General features: G+C 60.7%; 18 protein-coding genes and 1 pseudogene. 12 read left to right on the forward strand and 7 right to left on the reverse strand.

Annotated elements, in window-relative coordinates; translation table 11 throughout:
* Window positions 1-27: 27 nt before the first annotated feature.
* The 3 genes from cgtA to rplU all read right to left on the reverse strand — a co-directional run bounded on the left by cgtA (window position 28) and on the right by rplU (window position 2020).
* Window positions 28-1248: an Obg family GTPase CgtA gene (gene cgtA, locus CDO35_RS18665; protein WP_099526155.1), complete on the reverse strand. Its 1221-nt coding sequence runs from the start codon at window positions 1246-1248 to the stop codon at window positions 28-30.
* A 166-nt stretch (window positions 1249-1414) separates the two neighbouring features.
* Window positions 1415-1672 carry a 50S ribosomal protein L27 gene (gene rpmA / locus CDO35_RS18670; protein WP_004424545.1) on the reverse strand — a complete coding sequence of 86 codons (258 nt, stop codon included), beginning with the start codon at window positions 1670-1672 and terminating at the stop codon, window positions 1415-1417.
* A 36-nt stretch (window positions 1673-1708) separates the two neighbouring features.
* Window positions 1709-2020, reverse strand: coding sequence for a 50S ribosomal protein L21 (gene rplU, locus CDO35_RS18675; protein WP_004424548.1), 312 nt, complete (start codon window positions 2018-2020; stop codon window positions 1709-1711).
* A gap of 247 nt (window positions 2021-2267) precedes the next feature.
* Between rplU and CDO35_RS18680 the strand changes: the two genes are divergently transcribed.
* On the forward strand, window positions 2268-3236 hold the full coding sequence (locus CDO35_RS18680; RefSeq protein WP_099526156.1) for a polyprenyl synthetase family protein: 969 nt from the start codon (window positions 2268-2270) through the stop codon (window positions 3234-3236).
* A 308-nt stretch (window positions 3237-3544) separates the two neighbouring features.
* Here CDO35_RS18680 and CDO35_RS18685 read toward each other — a convergent pair whose 3' ends face one another.
* Entirely contained in the window at window positions 3545-4303 is a 759-nt protein-coding gene (locus tag CDO35_RS18685; RefSeq protein WP_099526157.1) for an SDR family oxidoreductase, read from the reverse strand.
* Between the two features lie 253 nt (window positions 4304-4556).
* On the opposite strand from CDO35_RS18685, the gene CDO35_RS18690 reads away from it, so the two are divergent.
* From CDO35_RS18690 to CDO35_RS18715, 6 genes are all read left to right on the forward strand, one after another.
* On the forward strand, window positions 4557-5291 hold the full coding sequence (locus CDO35_RS18690; protein ID WP_099526158.1) for a HugZ family pyridoxamine 5'-phosphate oxidase: 735 nt from the start codon (window positions 4557-4559) through the stop codon (window positions 5289-5291).
* Window positions 5292-5355: 64 nt separating this feature from the next.
* Entirely contained in the window at window positions 5356-5805 is a 450-nt protein-coding gene (locus CDO35_RS18695; protein WP_036999047.1) for an FxsA family protein, read from the forward strand.
* 293 nt (window positions 5806-6098) lie between these two features.
* Window positions 6099-6392, forward strand: a complete 294-nt coding sequence (locus CDO35_RS18700; RefSeq protein ID WP_017675400.1) for a co-chaperone GroES — start codon at window positions 6099-6101, stop codon at window positions 6390-6392.
* Between the two features lie 48 nt (window positions 6393-6440).
* Window positions 6441-8087 (forward strand): chaperonin GroEL, encoded by a 1647-nt coding sequence (gene groL, locus CDO35_RS18705; RefSeq protein WP_099526159.1) that lies wholly within the window; start codon window positions 6441-6443, stop codon window positions 8085-8087.
* Window positions 8088-8295: 208 nt separating this feature from the next.
* Window positions 8296-9000: a lipopolysaccharide kinase InaA family protein gene (locus tag CDO35_RS18710; protein ID WP_099526160.1), complete on the forward strand. Its 705-nt coding sequence runs from the start codon at window positions 8296-8298 to the stop codon at window positions 8998-9000.
* Between the two features lie 358 nt (window positions 9001-9358).
* Window positions 9359-9595 carry a hypothetical protein gene (locus CDO35_RS18715; protein WP_099526161.1) on the forward strand — a complete coding sequence of 79 codons (237 nt, stop codon included), beginning with the start codon at window positions 9359-9361 and terminating at the stop codon, window positions 9593-9595.
* Here the strand turns inward: CDO35_RS18715 and CDO35_RS18720 are convergent, their stop codons facing one another.
* Entirely contained in the window at window positions 9596-10324 is a 729-nt protein-coding gene (locus CDO35_RS18720; protein ID WP_099526162.1) for a lysozyme inhibitor LprI family protein, read from the reverse strand.
* 256 nt (window positions 10325-10580) lie between these two features.
* Between CDO35_RS18720 and CDO35_RS18725 the strand changes: the two genes are divergently transcribed.
* The 4 genes and pseudogenes from CDO35_RS18725 (at window position 10581) to CDO35_RS18740 (ending at window position 14284) form a co-directional block, all read left to right on the forward strand.
* Window positions 10581-11312, forward strand: a complete 732-nt coding sequence (locus tag CDO35_RS18725) for a carbonic anhydrase (protein WP_279432789.1) — start codon at window positions 10581-10583, stop codon at window positions 11310-11312.
* Window positions 11313-11396: 84 nt separating this feature from the next.
* A complete protein-coding gene (locus CDO35_RS18730) occupies window positions 11397-12908 on the forward strand; it encodes a SulP family inorganic anion transporter (RefSeq protein ID WP_099526163.1) in 1512 nt (503 codons plus the stop codon).
* A gap of 121 nt (window positions 12909-13029) precedes the next feature.
* Window positions 13030-13155: pseudogene (locus CDO35_RS23115) on the forward strand (NYN domain-containing protein); the annotation flags it as partial.
* A 70-nt stretch (window positions 13156-13225) separates the two neighbouring features.
* The gene (locus tag CDO35_RS18740; RefSeq protein WP_099526164.1) at window positions 13226-14284 is read left to right on the forward strand and encodes a hypothetical protein; all 1059 of its coding nucleotides are present in this window, start codon (window positions 13226-13228) and stop codon (window positions 14282-14284) included.
* Between the two features lie 829 nt (window positions 14285-15113).
* On the opposite strand, the gene CDO35_RS18745 is transcribed toward CDO35_RS18740, so the two are convergent.
* Window positions 15114-15941, reverse strand: a complete 828-nt coding sequence (locus CDO35_RS18745; protein WP_099526165.1) for an arylamine N-acetyltransferase family protein — start codon at window positions 15939-15941, stop codon at window positions 15114-15116.
* 174 nt (window positions 15942-16115) lie between these two features.
* On the opposite strand from CDO35_RS18745, the gene CDO35_RS18750 reads away from it, so the two are divergent.
* The gene (locus tag CDO35_RS18750) at window positions 16116-16322 is read left to right on the forward strand and encodes a hypothetical protein (RefSeq protein WP_243699107.1); all 207 of its coding nucleotides are present in this window, start codon (window positions 16116-16118) and stop codon (window positions 16320-16322) included.
* A gap of 120 nt (window positions 16323-16442) precedes the next feature.
* On the opposite strand, the gene CDO35_RS18755 is transcribed toward CDO35_RS18750, so the two are convergent.
* On the reverse strand, window positions 16443-17939 hold the full coding sequence (locus CDO35_RS18755; RefSeq protein WP_099526167.1) for a CoA-acylating methylmalonate-semialdehyde dehydrogenase: 1497 nt from the start codon (window positions 17937-17939) through the stop codon (window positions 16443-16445).
* Window position 17940 lies beyond the last annotated feature (1 nt).

Raw genomic sequence — 17940 nt, forward strand, 5'->3', positions numbered from 1 at the left:
CGCAATTAAGCGGCGTTGGAAACTTGCTTAATCCCGGACGTAAATAATTTCCGGGCCATCGTCGTCTTCTTCGTCAAGGAAGTCATCGTCCTCGTCGATATCGTCGACACTGCGCACACCGGATTTACGCAGCGCGCGCTGATCGTCCAGCGCCTGCAGACGGGCACGCGCCTCGTCTTCGATGCGCTGATCCAGCTCGGCCAGCTCTTCGGCGAATACCGGGTCTTCAGCGATGCGCTCGGCACGTACTTCCAGGTAATGCATGATGTCGCGGCTGATGCGCTCGGTGCCGTCGCGGCTGATGGCCGAGACCACATAAACCGGCCCCTGCCAGTTCAGGCGGGCAACGATATCGGCCTTGCGCGCCTCGCGCTCGTCTTCGGGCACCTGATCCATCTTGTTCAGCACCAGCCAGCGATCACGCTCGGCCAGCGCCGGGCTGAAGCGGCCCAGCTCGTCGATGATCACCTGCGCAGCCTCGGCCGGATCGCTCTCGTCCAGCGGCGCCATGTCCACCAGGTGCAGCAACAGGCGGGTACGCGCCAGGTGCTTGAGGAAGCGAATGCCCAGGCCAGCACCGTCGGAGGCGCCTTCGATCAGCCCCGGAATGTCGGCGACGACGAAGCTCTTGAAGCGGTCGACACTGACCACACCCAGGTTCGGCACCAGGGTGGTGAAGGGGTAGTCGGCGACCTTCGGCTTGGCGGCGGAAACTGCGCGAATGAAGGTGCTCTTGCCGGCATTGGGCAGGCCGAGCAGGCCGACATCGGCCAGCACTTTCAGCTCGAGCTTGAGATCACGCGACTCGCCCGGCTTGCCTGGCGTGGTCTGGCGCGGCGCACGGTTGGTGCTGGACTTGAAGCGGGTGTTGCCCAGGCCGTGCCAGCCGCCTTGGGCGACCATCAAGCGTTGACCGGCCTTGACCAGGTCACCAATCACTTCCTGGGTGGCCACGTCGATCACCGTGGTGCCGATCGGCACCGGCAGGATCAGATCCTCGCCCTTGGCCCCGGTGCAATCGGTGCTGCCGCCCTTCTCGCCATTCTGCGCATTGAATTTGCGCGTATAGCGGTAATCGATCAGGGTGTTGAGGTTGGCATCGGCCTCGAGGAATACCGAGCCGCCGTCGCCACCATCGCCGCCGTTGGGGCCGCCCTTCTCGATGAATTTCTCGCGACGGAAGGCCATCATGCCGTTACCGCCGTCACCGGCTTTTACAAAAATCGAAACTTCGTCGACAAATTTCATGAATACGCCTCCCGCAAGCGCTGCGGGTCAACAGAACAACGTAAAGGCCCTTGCCGGATGACCCCACGCAAACAGCGTGGCGTTATGGGTGATCGGGCAAGAACCCAAGGATACAGAAACAAAAAAGCCCCGTCCTACGGACAGGGCTTTTCCAGCGCGTAGGCGATTAGGCCTGAACGACGCTCACGTAGCGACGGCCGAAAGCGCCCTTCACTTCGAACTTGACCACGCCTTCGACTTTAGCGAAGAGGGTGTGGTCTTTGCCCATGCCCACGCCGAAACCGGCATGGAACTCGGTGCCGCGCTGACGAACGATGATGTTGCCGGCCTTGATGACCTGACCACCGTACATTTTCACGCCAAGGCGTTTACTTTCGGAATCGCGGCCGTTACGGGTAGAACCGCCAGCTTTTTTGTGTGCCATGAGTCAATACTCCTATAAAGGATCGGGGCCGACGAATCAGGCCTGGATACCGGTGATTTTGATCTCAGTGAACCACTGACGGTGGCCCTGACGCTTCATGTGGTGCTTACGACGGCGGAACTTGATGATGCGCACTTTATCGTGACGGCCTTGCGACACGACTTCGGCAACCACTTTAGCGCCGTCTACGACCGGAGCGCCGATCTGAACGTCGTCGCCATTGCCGATCAGCAGAACGCGATCGAAAGTCACGGCTTCGCCGGTGGCGACTTCGAGTTTCTCGATCTTGAGGAATTCGCCTTCGGTGACTTTGTATTGCTTGCCACCAGTAACAATTACTGCGTACATGGTAAATCTCCGTTGATCCTGCTCACCCAGCGCTTTAGAAAAGTCGTTATTGGCTGGCATGGCTGCTTGGGGCCGGAAGTGACACCCTTGCAATTGCGTAAGGCAGGGAAATACCCAGGGGGAAAGTTCAGGGTGGGCGATTGTACGCAAGCGCTGAACGCTTCGCAAGGGGCGCCCGTGCTTACCTTGACAGCCCCTACCCCGCCACCTAGCATGCCGCGCAACCTCAAAGGAGCACCAGTCGCCGATGCAACCCCAGGCTTTCTACCGCGTGGTAGCGGACGATTTCACCGCCGTCGATGGCATCATTCGCCAACAGGTGGTTTCCCGCGTGCCGCTGGTGGAAAAGATCGGCGACTATATCATCTCCGCTGGCGGCAAGCGCCTGCGCCCATTGCTGGTGCTGCTCAGCGGTCGCGCCCTGGGTTACCAGGCAGACGATCTGCGCCTGCTGGCCGCCACCATCGAATTCCTGCACACCGCCACCCTGCTGCATGACGACGTGGTCGACATGTCCGACATGCGCCGCGGCCGCAGCACCGCCAACGCCCAATGGGGCAACGCACCAAGCGTACTGGTGGGCGACTTCCTTTATTCACGCTCGTTCGAAATGATGGTCGAGCTCGGCTCCATGCCCGTGATGAAGATTCTCTCCCACGCCACCCGCGTGATCGCCGAAGGCGAAGTGCTGCAGCTGTCGAAGGTGCGCGACGCTAGCACCACCGAAGAGACCTATATGGAAGTCATCCGCGGCAAGACCGCGATGCTGTTCGAAGCTTCGACTCACGCCGCTGCCGCCCTGGCCGAAGCCAACGAGGCACAGCGCGAGGCCTTGCGTACCTTCGGCGACCACCTGGGTATCGCCTTCCAGCTGGTCGACGACCTGCTCGACTACAAGGGCGATGCAGCCGAACTGGGCAAGAACGTCGGTGACGATCTCGCCGAGGGTAAGCCGACCCTGCCACTGATCTACACCATGCGCGAAGGCACCGAAGAACAGGCTGCTCTGGTACGCCGCGCGATTCAGAAAGGTGGCATCGAAGACCTGGAAAGCATCCGCGCCGCCGTGGATGCCGCCGGCGCCCTGGAGTACACCGCACAACTCGCGCGCGACTACGCCGAACGCGCCATTGCCTGCCTGGAAGTGCTGCCGGCCGGCGAATATCGCGATGCACTGATCGAGCTGAGCCGTTTCGCCGTCGCTCGTACGCATTAAGACCAGCGGTGCGCACGCCGCACCCTACGGAAAGTCGCGCGCATCATGCCCGTAGGGTGTCGCGGGGCCGCCTAGGCCGTGCGCACCAGCTGACAGAAGCGAAAACGCCCCGAACCAGTCGGGGCGTTTTTCGTTCAGGCCTGGCGGATTAGCAGGCCGTTGAAAAACGTAGGCGAGGCAGCCAGTGCAAGGCAAAAACAGGCGAAAAAGCGCAGTTTACGAGTTGTAAATGAGCATTTTGATCGGACTCGCGCACGAGCCTGTTTTTAACGCAGCAATGGCAACGCAGGTAGTTTTTCAACAGCCTGTTACAGACGCAGGCCGCCGTCCAGCTCGAGAATACGACCGGTGTAGTAGTCGTTTTCCAGAATGTAGGCCACCGAGTGGGCGATCTCGGCCGGCTTGCCCATGCGCTTGAGCGGAATACCCGAGGTCATCTTCTCCAGGGCTTCCGGCTTCATGCTGCCGGTCATCTCGGTCTCGATGAAGCCCGGCGCCACGCCTGCGACACGAATGCCATAACGCGCCAGCTCCTTGGCCCAGACCACGGTGTCGGCAGCGACACCCGCCTTGGCAGCCGAGTAGTTGGCCTGGCCCATGTTGCCCGCGCGGGAAATGGAGGAGATGTTGACGATCGCACCCTCGCTCTTCAGCTCGATCATCTTCGCCGCTACTTCGCGCGTGCAGAGGAACACGCCGGTCAGGTTGACATCGATCACCGCCTGCCACTGCGCCAGGCTCATCTTGGTCATTTCACCATCCTTCACGCGGATGGTCAGGCCATCACGCAGGATGCCGGCATTGTTGACCAGGCCGTTGATGGCGCCGAAGTCATCGGCAACCTGGGCGACCATATGGGTCACCTGCTCTTCATCGGCAACGTTGCACAGATAGGCACGGGCGTCACCGCCGGCAGCCTTGCAAGCGGCCACGGCTTCGTCGAGCTTTTCCGCGTTCAGATCGACCAGCGCCAGCTTGGCGCCCTTGGCCGCCAGGTACTCACCCATGGCGCGGCCCAGCCCCTGGCAACCGCCAGTGATGATGATGACTTTGTCTTTCAGTTGCATCGCTTTATCCCCTCAAGGTGCAGCATTTACCGACCCCGCTGATGCCCGCTAACCGCTATGCTAGGGCGTCTGTCCGTTTCTTGGGAGTCGGTTCACGGCCTTGCGAGCTAGAGTGATGCAAGGCAAAAACAGGCGAGGAAGCGCAGTTTACGAGTTGTAAATGAGCATTCCGAGCCTGTTTTTAACGCAGTAGCGCCGACGCGCAGCTGGCTGTGAACAGGTTCCCACGGATTCTTTGCGAGGAGTCATTAAGGTGAGCGTGAAAGCCGGCAAGCATGCACGAGAATTGCTGCTCAAGGAATACCGTGGCGTGCTCAGCACCCACTCCAAGGCCATGCCGGGTTTCCCTTTTGGATCGGTGGTGCCCTACTGCCTGGACGCCGAGGGCCGGCCGCTGATCCTGATCAGCCGTATCGCCCAGCACACCCATAACCTCGGGCAGGACGCCAAATGTTCGCTATTGGTCGGCGAACGTGGCGCAGAGGATGTGCAGGCGGTCGGCCGCCTCACTTTGCTCGCCGAAGCACGACAGTTGCATGACGAGAGTGAAATCGAAGCGGCCGCACAGCGTTATTACCGCTTTTTCCCTCAGTCGCGCGACTACCACCGGGCGCATGATTTCGATTTCTGGCGGCTGGAGCCGGTGCGCTGGCGCTTCATCGGCGGCTTCGGGGCCATTCACTGGCTCGACCAGGTAACCCTGGCCAACCCCTTTGCGACGGACGGCAGCGAAACGAGCATGGTCGAGCACATGAACGAAGACCATGCCAAGGCCATTGCACATTACGTCGAACTGGCCGGCCTGCCCCAGCACGAAGCCGCGCAGATGGTCGGTGTCGACCAGGAAGGCTTCCACCTGCGCATTGGCCAGAGCCTTTACTGGCTAGCCTTTCCAACATCCTGCAACAACCCGGGGCAGGTACGCGAAGCCCTGGTGATGCTGGCTCGCGCCGAGAGCTGGCCGACCAGTGGTGCGCCTTCAGCTTGAATTCAGGCCATCACCCCATACTTAACTCCTACTGGAAGCCCACTTCCGCCAAGGACCCACTGAAATGCGCGCCTTTTTGTTTCTCTTCCTGCTGTTCCCGATCATCGAGCTGGCCCTGCTGATCAAGGTTGGCAGCGCCATTGGCGTGCTGCCCACCCTGCTGCTGATCATAGGCACCGCGATTCTCGGCAGCGTGCTGCTGCGCGTCGCCGGGGTGGCCACTGCCTGGCGCGCCCGTGAAAAACTCTCGCGTGGCGAGCTGCCCGAGCAGGAAATGCTCGAAGGCCTGTTGATCGCCGTCGGTGGTGGCCTGCTGCTGTTGCCGGGCTTCATCAGCGACATCTTCGGCGTGCTCTGCCTGATTCCGTTCACCCGTCGCCTTTTGGTTGGCAAGATTCGCCGCCGTGCCGAGGAGCAGGCCCTGCGTCAGCGCGCCTTCTTCGATGACCAGGCCGCCCGTTCCGGACAGACCCGCCCCAACGTGCTCGAAGGCGAGTACGAGCGCCGCGACTGATCCCTACAGTTCTGTAGGAGCCGGCTTGCCGGCGATCCCTCTCTGGCTGATCGCCGGCAAGCCGGCTCCTACACACGTTCGCCCCTCTCTGCAGCGCAAAAAATTTCACCCCCGCCCCTTGAAATGCCCTTGCCCGCCCACATGTAGCAGTCACCGCAAGGTGCCTGCCCCTGAGGCAGTCCAACTTTCGCGGTGCGCCCAGCGTGCCGCGCCCGGCCTCGCCGGATTTTACAAACCCGCCGACCAATCAAGAGTCGGCAAGTTGGCCATTCAATTGTTAGGAGAGATCGACAATGAAGCTTCGTCCTCTGCATGACCGCGTCGTGATCCGTCGCAGCGAAGAAGAGACCAAAACCGCAGGCGGCATCGTGCTGCCGGGCTCGGCCGCCGAGAAGCCGAACCAGGGTGAAGTCGTTGCCGTCGGTACCGGTAAGGTTCTGGATAACGGCGAAGTCCGTCCGCTGGCCGTCAAGGTCGGTGACAAGGTGGTATTCGGCCCGTACTCCGGCAGCAACACCGTCAAAGTCGACGGCGAAGACCTGCTGGTAATGGGCGAGAACGAAATCCTCGCTGTCGTCGAAGCCTGATTCCCACGAATCTCCGTTTAACCTTCAAGAATTTGAGGACTGATCAACATGGCTGCTAAAGAAGTCAAGTTTGGCGATTCCGCCCGCAAGAAAATGCTCGTTGGCGTCAACGTACTGGCCGACGCCGTCAAAGCCACCCTCGGCCCGAAAGGCCGTAACGTGGTTCTGGCCAAATCCTTCGGTGCCCCGACCATCACCAAAGACGGTGTGTCGGTTGCCAAGGAAATCGAACTGAAAGACGCCTTCGAAAACATGGGCGCCCAGCTGGTCAAGGACGTAGCGTCCAAGGCCAACGACGCAGCCGGTGACGGCACCACCACCGCTACCGTTCTGGCTCAAGCCATCGTCAACGAAGGCCTGAAGTCCGTCGCTGCCGGCATGAACCCGATGGACCTGAAGCGCGGCATCGACAAGGCGACCACCGCCATCGTTGCTCAGCTGAAAGACCTGGCCAAGCCGTGCGCTGACTCCAAGGCCATCGCCCAGGTAGGCACCATCTCCGCTAACTCCGACAGCTCCATCGGTGACATCATCGCCGAAGCCATGGACAAGGTCGGTAAAGAAGGCGTCATCACCGTTGAAGAAGGCTCGGGCCTGGAAAACGAACTGTCCGTCGTAGAAGGCATGCAGTTCGACCGCGGCTACCTGTCTCCCTACTTCATCAACAAGCCGGACACCATGGTTGCCGAGCTGGAAGGCCCGCTGCTGCTGCTGGTCGACAAGAAGATCTCCAACATCCGCGAACTGCTGCCGGTTCTGGAAGCCGTTGCCAAGGCTGGCCGTCCGCTGCTGATCGTGGCTGAAGACGTCGAAGGCGAAGCGCTGGCTACCCTGGTCGTCAACAACATGCGCGGCATCGTCAAAGTAGCAGCCGTCAAGGCTCCGGGCTTCGGCGACCGCCGCAAGGCCATGCTGCAGGACATCGCCATCCTGACCGGCGGTACCGTCATCTCCGAAGAAGTTGGCCTGTCCCTGGAAAGCGCCACTCTGGAGCACCTGGGTAACGCCAAGCGCGTCGTGCTGAACAAGGACAACACCACCATCATCGATGGTGCTGGTGCCCAGGTCGACATCGAAGCCCGCGTTGCGCAGATCCGCAAGCAGGTCGAAGAAACCTCTTCCGACTACGACAAAGAGAAGCTGCAAGAGCGTCTGGCCAAGCTGGCTGGCGGTGTTGCCGTGATCAAGGTTGGCGCTGCCACCGAAGTCGAGATGAAAGAGAAGAAAGCCCGCGTTGAAGACGCCCTGCACGCTACCCGCGCAGCCGTCGAAGAAGGCGTGGTACCTGGCGGCGGTGTAGCCCTGGTACGTGCCCTGCAGGCCATCGACGGCCTGAAAGGCGACAACGAAGACCAGAACGTCGGTATCGCTCTGCTGCGTCGCGCTGTTGAAGCGCCGCTGCGTCAGATCGTTGCCAACGCCGGCGGCGAGCCGAGCGTAGTGGTCGACAAGGTCAAGCAGGGTTCGGGCAACTTCGGCTTCAACGCCGCGACCGACACCTACGGCGACATGATCGAGATGGGTATTCTCGATCCGGCCAAGGTCACCCGTTCGGCGCTGCAAGCTGCTGCTTCCATCGGCGGCCTGATGATCACCACCGAGGCCATGGTTGCCGAAGCGGCTGACGACAAGGCTCCGGCCATGCCTGATATGGGTGGCATGGGCGGTATGGGTGGCATGGGCGGCATGATGTAAGCCGACCGGCTCCCACGCAGCACAAAGAACCCCGCGCCCGTCGCGGGGTTTTTTATTGCTCGCGAAGCAGTCAGACCGATCGGAAGTTTACGGACATTTCCTGTGGACTCAGGAACGTTGTTTGCTTATGTTTTGTTACAAGCCTGAACAACGTAGTACGCGTTCACGAGACGAGCACTGCGCAAACCTCCAATAGAAGAAGAAAAACATGGCCCTTTGCAGTACGAGCGAAATTCCCCAGCAGGCATTCCAACACTGGTGGCAACAGCAAGGTGATTGGGTCGAAGAGCCCAACGTTCGTCGCGGCGGCGAAAGTGGTGTGCAGCGCCTGCTGGATGAGACCGGCGTGCTCTACGCCAAGAAACAGATCGGCCATATCTACCGCAGCCTGCTGCACCCGCAGGGGCGCCCCACCGTTCTGCGCGAACGCAAAGCCCTGCAGGCCCTGCCCTCTCTGGGCGTGATGGTGCCGCGGATGATCTATTGCGGTATCGATTATGACCAGCAGCAAGGCTGGCGCGGCCTGCTGGTAACCGAGGCATTGGAAGGCTTCGAGAACATCGAGCTCTGGTACGCCCAAGGGGGGCGTGAAGCGTGCGGTGAGGCAGTGCATGCCCAGTTGCTGCAACTGGTTGGTGCAACCCTGGCGCGCATGCACCTGGGACGCTGGCAGCACGGCTGCCTCTACGCCAAACACATCTTCGTGCGCATCGACGGCGAAACGCCGCAGGTGGCCCTGCTGGACCTGGAAAAAAGCCGTCGCCGCCTGACCCGCCTCCAGGCCGCTCAGCACGACCTGCCGCAACTACGACGCCATAGCCCCTGGTCCGACGCCGACTGGCAACAACTGCTGCAGGGCTATCGCCAGATATTCGCCGATGGCGCCAAAGGTCTCGGCACAGCTATTGCCTGAGTAAACGACTGCCGGCCCAGTGCCGGCAGTGCTTTATCCGCAACACCTCGTTCCATCCGCATTACCCCCACCAGGAAGTGGCTCTACCTCGCACCTTTTCGCCAGGTAACGAGAAAGTCTGCAGGCAACTGCAACTGCCAAGGCCGGCTGTTACACGGCGCCGTGACCGGCACCTAAGGTTACGTTAAGACGTTACCTGCACCATTGTTGAACCAACCGACCAGGCCCGAGTCCCAGCACAGCCCCGGCTGATGCCAGCTACACGCTAAGACCGTTCGTCGCATGAGACGACGACAAGGCAATGGGTGATCTAGGTTTAGCGAACAGCGTTTGGCAGCGCTTTCAAGGGGTTAGCAAAATGAAATTAGAAATAGCACGAGGTTTGTTCCTTGGCCTCGCACTCAGCGTAACGGCAATCGCCGCCGCAGCCTGGCAGGAGCCCGGCCCACGCGTACTGGAAGCGCAAGCCTGCACCGCTGTGGAACCCTGTCCAACCGCGCCTTTGCGCAAGCAGGTACAGCCCGCAGCCAACCCGGACGCCAACCTGCTGGTGCTGATGTTCGGCCTCAGCGGCGCGATGAAGGGCGAGCACTGATCAACTCTGATCACCACGCACCACGGCCAATTGGCGGGCGCGGTCGAGCGTCAGGCGCACCATGCAGTCGTAGCTGAATTCGCCGAACACCGAATAGGGCTGGTCCTCGCCATAGGGTTTGCATTCGGCATCACGCATCGCGATCCAGTTACGCTGCGCCTGACGCAGTGCCGTACCCGCCTCGTCCGATAGCTGCCTCTGGCGCTCGCGGTAAGCCGCATTGAGCAGCGCATCGGCATCGCCCAACACCAACGCACTGATCCCGCCCAGCGCCATCACGTTCTGCGGCAACGCCAGAGGCATCTCGGCGTTCCAGTTGTAGAAGCCATTGGTCTCGACCCGCAAACGTGCCGTGGGCCGGCTGTAAAAGTCGTCGTGATGCGGCTGCAGCTGGGTGCGATAGACCAGCTCCAGATAGATCGGGTCACTGGCACGTTCCGGTTTGGCCAGCAACGTCTGGTAGATCGGCTGCTGAGGACCGCTGCCCTCGTCGATGCTCACCTCCAAACAACTGTTCGGCGCCAGGCGTTCTCCCGGCTCTCTGGCCACCGGACATTTGCTGACGATGGACTCCTGATCGGTACCGAAAGCCTCGTCCAGCACGCGCACCAGCAGACGCACTTCCGGTGCCTGTGAGAAATCGGCGTGAACGACGGTGGCAGTGAGCGTACCTTCTGCGGCCGCAACCAGCGGCGACAGGCACAGAGCGAGCAACACGGGCATGCGCATGGATAACCTTCCCTGGCGATGAAAACCAGTCGGCATGATGCTTAGCACCGCGCTGCCTGACAAGCAGGTGGCCATGAAGGCGAGCAGTGGTTCTCGCAGCGCATCGGGCGACTGGCCAATAGTGGCGTTTTAGAGCCTCTCGTTCAGTTTTGATTAAGTAAGAATCTTTATCGTTGCCCCGGAAGTGACCAACCGGTCACAGGCGTTTGGCTGGCAGTCGAGAACGTCACCGACGGACATCACAGGAGATGCAACGATGAACTCAACCGCTTCCCGAACCGGCAAGACCCTGCACCCCGTTGCCAAGGACCAAGCCCAGGCCGCCCTGCACCAGCTGGTGCAGGGCTTTCGCCGTTTTCGCCAGGAGGTCTACCCGCAGCAGCAGGCGCTGTTCAAGCGTCTGGCCTCGGCGCAGTCACCCAGCGCGATGTTCATCACCTGCGCCGACTCGCGCATCGTGCCGGAGCTGATCACCCAGAGCGACCCTGGCACCCTGTTCGTCACCCGCAACGTGGGTAACGTGGTGCCGCCCTACGGGCAGATGAACGGTGGCGTTTCCACCGCCATCGAATACGCCGTGCTGGCGCTCGGCGTGCAGCACATCATCGTCTGCGGCCATTCCGACTGTGGTGCGATGAAGGCCGTGCTCAATCCGGCCAGCCTCGACAGCATGCCCACGGTACGCGCCTGGCTGCGCCATGCCGAGGTGGCGCGCAGCGTGGTGGCGGACAACTGCAACTGCGGCAGCGCCCATGAAACCCTCGGCGTGCTGACCGAGGAGAACGTGGTAGCCCAGCTCGACCACCTGCGCACTCACCCCTCCGTCGCCGCCCGTCTGGCCAGCGGCCAACTGCACATCCATGGCTGGGTCTACGACATAGACAGTGGCGGCATTCGTGCCTACGACGCCGCTTCGGGCAACTTCCTTGCGCTCGATGGCGACGAGCAGCCCTGCGCCACCCCGCAACCGCGCTACGCCAGCGCCTGATCCACCCATTTCCCTGAGCCTGCGCCGACTGATGGCGCGGGCACGGGCTGCTTTTGCCCGTAGATCGGGCCAGGAGAGATATTCATGACTGTATTTCGCACACTGCCACGGGACGCGCTGGCGTCCGTGGTGGTCTTTCTCGTCGCCCTGCCACTGTGCATGGGCATCGCCATCGCCTCCGGCATGCCGCCGGCCAAGGGACTGATCACCGGCATCATCGGCGGTCTGGTGGTCGGTTTCATCGCCGGCGCGCCACTACAGGTGAGCGGCCCGGCTGCCGGCCTCGCCGTGCTGGTGTTCGAGCTGGTGCGTACTCACGGCATGGCTGCGCTAGGCCCGGTGTTGCTGCTGGCCGGACTGATCCAGCTGGTCGCCGGCACCTTGCGCCTGGGCGGCTGGTTTCGCGTCACCGCGCCGGCGGTGGTCTACGGCATGCTCGCCGGCATCGGCATCCTCATCGTGTTGTCGCAGGTGCACGTGATGATCGATGCCGCGCCCAAGGCCTCCGGCCTGGACAACCTGCTGGCCTTCCCCGGCGCCGTGGGTGATGCGCTGACCCTGCTCGGCAGCAACGCCATGATCGCCGGTGCAGTGGGCCTCGGCACCATCGCCAGCATCTGGCTGTGGGAGCGTTTTCGCCCAGCGCCACTGCGCTTTCTGCCCGGCGCACTGGTCGGCGTGACGCTCGCCACTCTGGCCAGCCTGTGGCTGACACTGCCGGTCAAGCGCGTCGAACTGCCGGCCGATCTCGGCGATGCCATCGACTGGATCACCCCGCAGGGCTTGGCCAGCCTGGCCGATCCACAACTGCTGATCGCGGCGCTAGCCCTGGCCTTTATTGCCAGCGCCGAGACGCTGCTGTCTGCCGCCGCTGTCGACCGCATGCACGATGGCCCGCGTGCGCGCTTCAACCGCGAACTGTCCGCCCAGGGCATCGGCAACATGCTTTGCGGTGCGGTCGGCGCCCTGCCGATGACCGGGGTGATCGTACGCAGCTCGGCCAACGTCCAGGCCGGTGCTCGCGGCCGCGCCTCGACCATCCTCCACGGTGCCTGGCTACTGGCCCTGGTCGCTCTGCTGCCGGTCGTACTGCAGAGCATCCCGGTGGCCAGCCTCGGCGCGGTGCTGGTGTACACCGGCTGCAAACTGGTCGACCCCAAGGCCATGCGCAACCTCGGCCAATACGGCCGTGCCCCGGTGTTCATCTATATCGCCACCGCATTGTGCATCGTCTTCACCGACCTGCTGACCGGCGTGCTGGTGGGCTTTGGCCTGACGTTACTGAAGCTGGTGTGGAGCGCCTCGCGCCTGCGCGCAAAACTGGTGCCCACCGGCCCGAACAGCGCCGAGTTGCGCATGAGCGGCGCCGCCACCTTCCTGCGCGTGCCACAACTGGCCAAGCTGCTGGCCAGCGTCGAGCCCGGCACACGCCTGCACCTGAGCCTGGCGCGGGTCAGCTATATCGACCATGCCTGCATGGAACTGCTGGAAGACTGGGGCCGCTCCGCTCGCGCTCAGGGTGGCGGGCTGGAGATCGTCGAAGGGGCGGCTTTGAAACGCCGAGTAGAGGGCAGACAGCGCACCGCGCTGGCCTGATTGCACCACGGCTCACTCACCCAGGTCGGTGAATGAGCCAGGTCAATGGATCGACTGACGGACTATGGCGCAACGCCATTATTCGCAGTAATGTCGATCCATCGCCCAGCAAGGACGCACCATGGCCAGCAAACCCAATACCGCCCGCCAGCATAAGCACTTCGCTGTTTTGATCGACGCGGACAACGCCCCCGCCGCCATCGTCGAAGGTCTTTTCGAAGAAATTGCCAAGTACGGCGAGAAATCCTAATGCTAATACCCCCCCGGCCACTTACTGTTCGAAGTAATTAATTACTGACGTCATATATGGTATTCACATGCATACAAATCCAGATCAAGAACTGGAATTCCGCCTAGGAAAAAAGAAAATCCTCGTAAGAAAAAAAGAAACATCAGAGCACTATTTCAACTGCGAATACCTTTGCGAATCATCACTCGAACTCGACTTTGAAGATATTAAAACCCTAACACCCAAAGAACTCCACGAAAACCTTTACATATCCACATTTTTCTCCAACGACACATTTAAGCCAGCAAACTTTTTCGAAATAGGAAAAAAACACGAAAAAACCAACGCCAGAATAGGCCTAAGCTTCAACATATCAAACTGGGATTACGACATATCCCCACTAAAATTCATAAGAACTTACTCAGAAGAATTAGAGAAATCCCTAACCATCACAAATAGCTCCGACAAAATTGATGACGGCTGGTTTTACATTGACATTCAAATTACACCCTCAATTCTCGAAAACTTAACAATATCAGAAAATATCTCCAATATATCGAAAGTCCTCAAGAGCACACAAGAAAGAGTTTTACATAGCCTTGCACTAAACGGAATTTGCGCGCAATTCAATTTCCCAGCACCTTACAGGCATGCCTACTCGCAGTATCTTATATATTTTGGACAGTTCCTTGAAGATTTAGGGATTGAGGCTGACGTGTCACTGAAATCTGAAGAGGGAACAACGACCTTACAGATATCCCCTCACAGCAAAACCCAAGCAATACGCGAGATACATTTCGCCCTAACCGCTTTTTTGGATCTACCTGACAGCGCCTCGAGAGGCCTGATCACCCCCCGAGACGGATGGTTAGCAGAAGCAAAATTCCTGCAACTAAACGCAGCCATTGAACATCTCAACTCACAACTAAAGCTGCAACAAGCTATATCCAACGCTCACGCAGCAAACATCCAGATGCTGAAACAATATATTGAAAAAGCAAAACACCCCATCGAAAGCAGCAACCATATCGAACCATTCGCAGGATTTAAAATAACCAAATACAAAGGCAGCTTTTTTGAAATAGACATTCCAAAACTTGCAAAGAGATTAAAATTCAACCTAACTAGAACCACCCCTAACGAATAAACTAAAAATATAGGATGGACAGCGCGACGACGCTTTTCGCCCTTACGGCGAGTGACTTTCTCTTTGCTCGCGCGAAAGAGAAAGTAACCAAAAAGAAAGCGCGCCCGACATCCGGGTTTCGCTTCGCGAAACTTCCCTCGCTCCGGCGCTGCTCCGAGGGTCGTCACGGTGGGCCATCCCTGGCCCATCGTTCCTCGTTTGGCATCCCTGCCAAACGCCCCTCTACGCAGCACCTCCAATCGGCCTCCTGACGGGATCAAGGATCGCGGCGCCTACCAAAGCTGCGGAATCAACTACGGAAAAGCCGCGGACTACATCCGGCCTACGGCTTGGATTCTGGTAACCCTGCAGAGAACGATCAAACGCAGCCAAACGCCCCTTCAGGAGGCCGAACGGAATCGTTGTGTAGAGGGTTGAGCGGCATGGATGCCGCGAGAGCCGCGATGGGCCAGGGATGGCCCTCCGCGGCGTACCCTCGGAGCAACGATGGAGTAAGGGAAGTCGAGCGCAGCGAGACCCGGATGGCGGGGCACAGACCTTTTGGTTCCTTTTGGGGCGTTTGCCAAAAGGGACTCGCCGTAAGGGCGAAACCGTAATTTCAGACAACAAATTTGCGGCGTCGGAGTGCAGGGCTCAAATAAGAGCAAGAGCGCCCTCTCCCCTACCCCCCTCTCCCGCAAGCGGGAGAGGGGAACTGATCGTGATCCTTCGGCGATATCAGCTGGCTTCCCAGACTTTCGCGGCTGAAGCCGCTCCTACAGATTTGGGTGCCTCGGGTCGCGGCTAAAGCCCCTCCTACAAGATCGTGGCGATACCAGCGGCCTTGCCTTCACGTCCCCGCAATCAACCGCTCGATGATCTGCCGTAGCTCAGGGTGCTCCGGCATCTGAATCCCAAACTCCTCACGTAACACCCCCAGCACCTCATCGACACTCTGCAACTGCACCCGCTCACTCGCCTGCCCCAGGCGGTGAATGGCGAAGCTGCCATTGTTCAGCGTCTTGCGCAGGCCTGGCCCTGTACGCGCGGCGATCATCTGGCCGAGGAAGGGCGAATCCGGGTGGGTGCACACGTACCAGTTACCCACCACATAATCGATATCCGCCACCTGCTGCAGATCGAACACGTACATCGCCCGCCAGCTACCGGCGACCAATGCGCGCAGGGTGTAGGTGCCATCCACCAGCGTCAGACGATAGGGCTCATGCGGTGTGGCCTGTTCGGCCTCGCTGTCGAGCAGCAAGGGACCGGTCGGCACCATGCCGCCGAAGCCAACGTCGCTGATATAGCGCACACCATCGATGGTCACCAGCACCAGCATATGGGTGCGCGCCGGCAAGGCATCCTCCGGGCCACCCATGACCACGCGGCCGGTCAGCCCGCGCGCGTCGAAGCCCAGCGCCTGTAACAGCAGCAGGTACAGGCGGTTGAGTTCGAAACAGTAACCGCCACGGCCCTGGTGAAGCAGTTTGTCCTGAATCGCGGCGGGTTCTACCTCCACCGGCACACGCAGCATGCTGGCCAGGGTTTCGAAGGGGAACTCGGCAGTGTGCCGCGCCTGCAGCTCACGCAGGGTGTCGAGGGTCGCTGGCGGCGCCGACGAGTAACCCAGGCGCCCGAGGTAGGTGTGTAGATCCAGCATGAATGGCTCGGTCATCGTGCATCTCCATTTCTACTGCTGGCTGTTTTACCAGAGGTCGGGGATAGGAGATATGCAACGAATCGCATGGCGTGCTCGAGTCAGCGCTTGCGGTTTGCGGCAGCCGGCACACACAAATCGACAGAAATGCGCCAATCTATTGTTCATCGCACGAGCTTGCCCGAGGACTCCATGATGCATCTGCGCCGTTTCTGCACTGTTTCCCTGTTACTCATCTTGAGCGGTTGCGGCGCCGGTGAGACGGCCGCCACGGCGACGCTCCAGGCTGAGCAGGCCAAACAGGCTCAGCAGCAAATGGAGCAGCTCAAGCAGCAGATTGACCAGGCCAACGCGGCGAACACCCAGCGCCTACAGGAGGCCATCGATCAGGCGCAGTGAATGGCGTCTCCTGGGCGGTATTTCCATCCAGCGGAGCGCTGCTTGCAACGAGCAACGCGCCGCCTGACAACAAAAAGGCCGATCAAGTGATCGGCCTTTTCGTTCAGAGCATCAGCTCACTCAGCCATTGCTGGGGAAGGCGAACTGCGCCGCTTCGTGGCTCTTGCGTGCCGGCCAGCGCTGGGTGATGGCCTTCTTGCGGGTGTAGAAGCGCACGCCATCCGGGCCGTAAGCATGCAGGTCGCCGAACAGCGAACGCTTCCAGCCGCCGAAGCTGTGGTAAGCAACCGGTACCGGCAGCGGTACGTTGACGCCGACCATGCCGACTTCGATCTCGTCGCAGAACAGGCGCGCGGCTTCACCGTCGCGGGTGAAGATGCAGGTGCCGTTGCCGTACTCGTGATCGTTGATCAGTTGCATGGCTTCTTCCAGGCTGCCGACGCGGACGATGCACAACACCGGGCCGAAGATTTCGTCGGTGTAGATGGTCATCTCCGGTGTCACCTTGTCGAACAGGGTACCGCCGACGAAGTAACCGTTCTCGTTGCCAGCGACCACCAGATCACGGCCGTCGACCACCAGCTTGGCGCCCTGCTCGACCCCGGCGTCGATGTAGCCCTTGACCTTGTCGCGCGCAGCGGCGGTGACCAGCGGGCCCATGTCCAGGCCGCAGGAGGTACCGGCACCGATTTTCAGTGCCTGGATCTGCGGGACGATCTTCTCGACCAGCGCATCGGCGATCTGGTCGCCCACGCACACGGCCACGGAGATGGCCATGCAGCGCTCGCCGCAGGAGCCGTAGGCCGCGCCCATCAGTGCGCTGACGGCGTTGTCCAGGTCGGCATCGGGCATCAACACTGCGTGGTTCTTGGCGCCGCCGAGAGCCTGCACGCGCTTGCCGCGCTTGGTGCCTTCGCTATAGATGTATTCGGCGATCGGGGTCGAGCCGACGAAGCTCAGGGCCTTGACCTCGGGCGCTTCGATCAGCGCATCGACCGCGTCCTTGTCGCCGTTGACCACGTTCAGCACGCCCTTGGGCAGGCCGGCCTGGTTCAGCAGTTCGGCGATGAACAGGGTGGAACTCGGGTCACGCTCGGACGGCTTCAAGATGAAGCAGTTGCCGCAGACGATGGCCAGCGGGTACATCCACAGCGGCACCATGGCCGGGAAGTTGAACGGGGTAATGCCTGCCACGACACCAATGGGTTGCAGATCGGTCCAGGCGTCGATGTTCGGGCCGACGTTGCGGCTGTATTCGCCCTTGAGAATTTCCGGAGCGGCGCAGGCGAACTCGACGTTCTCGATGCCGCGCTTGAGTTCACCGACGGCGTCTTCGATGGTCTTGCCATGCTCGGCGCTGATCAGCGCAGCGATTTCGTTCTCGTTCTGCTCCAGCAGTTGCTTGAAGCGGAACATGATCTGTGCACGCTTGGCCGGCGGGGTGTTGCGCCAGGCCGGGAAGGCAGCCTTGGCGGCGTCGATGGCCAGTTGCATGGTGGCGCGATCAGCCAGGCCGACGGCGCTGGTGGAGTCGCCGGTGGACGGGTTGTACACCGGGGCGCTGCGACCGTTGCCGGCAACGCGTTCGCCGTTGATCAGGTGCGGGATGTGGCTCATG

The organism is Pseudomonas sediminis (genome assembly GCF_002741105.1).
Classification (GTDB): Bacteria; Pseudomonadota; Gammaproteobacteria; order Pseudomonadales; family Pseudomonadaceae; genus Aquipseudomonas; species Aquipseudomonas sediminis.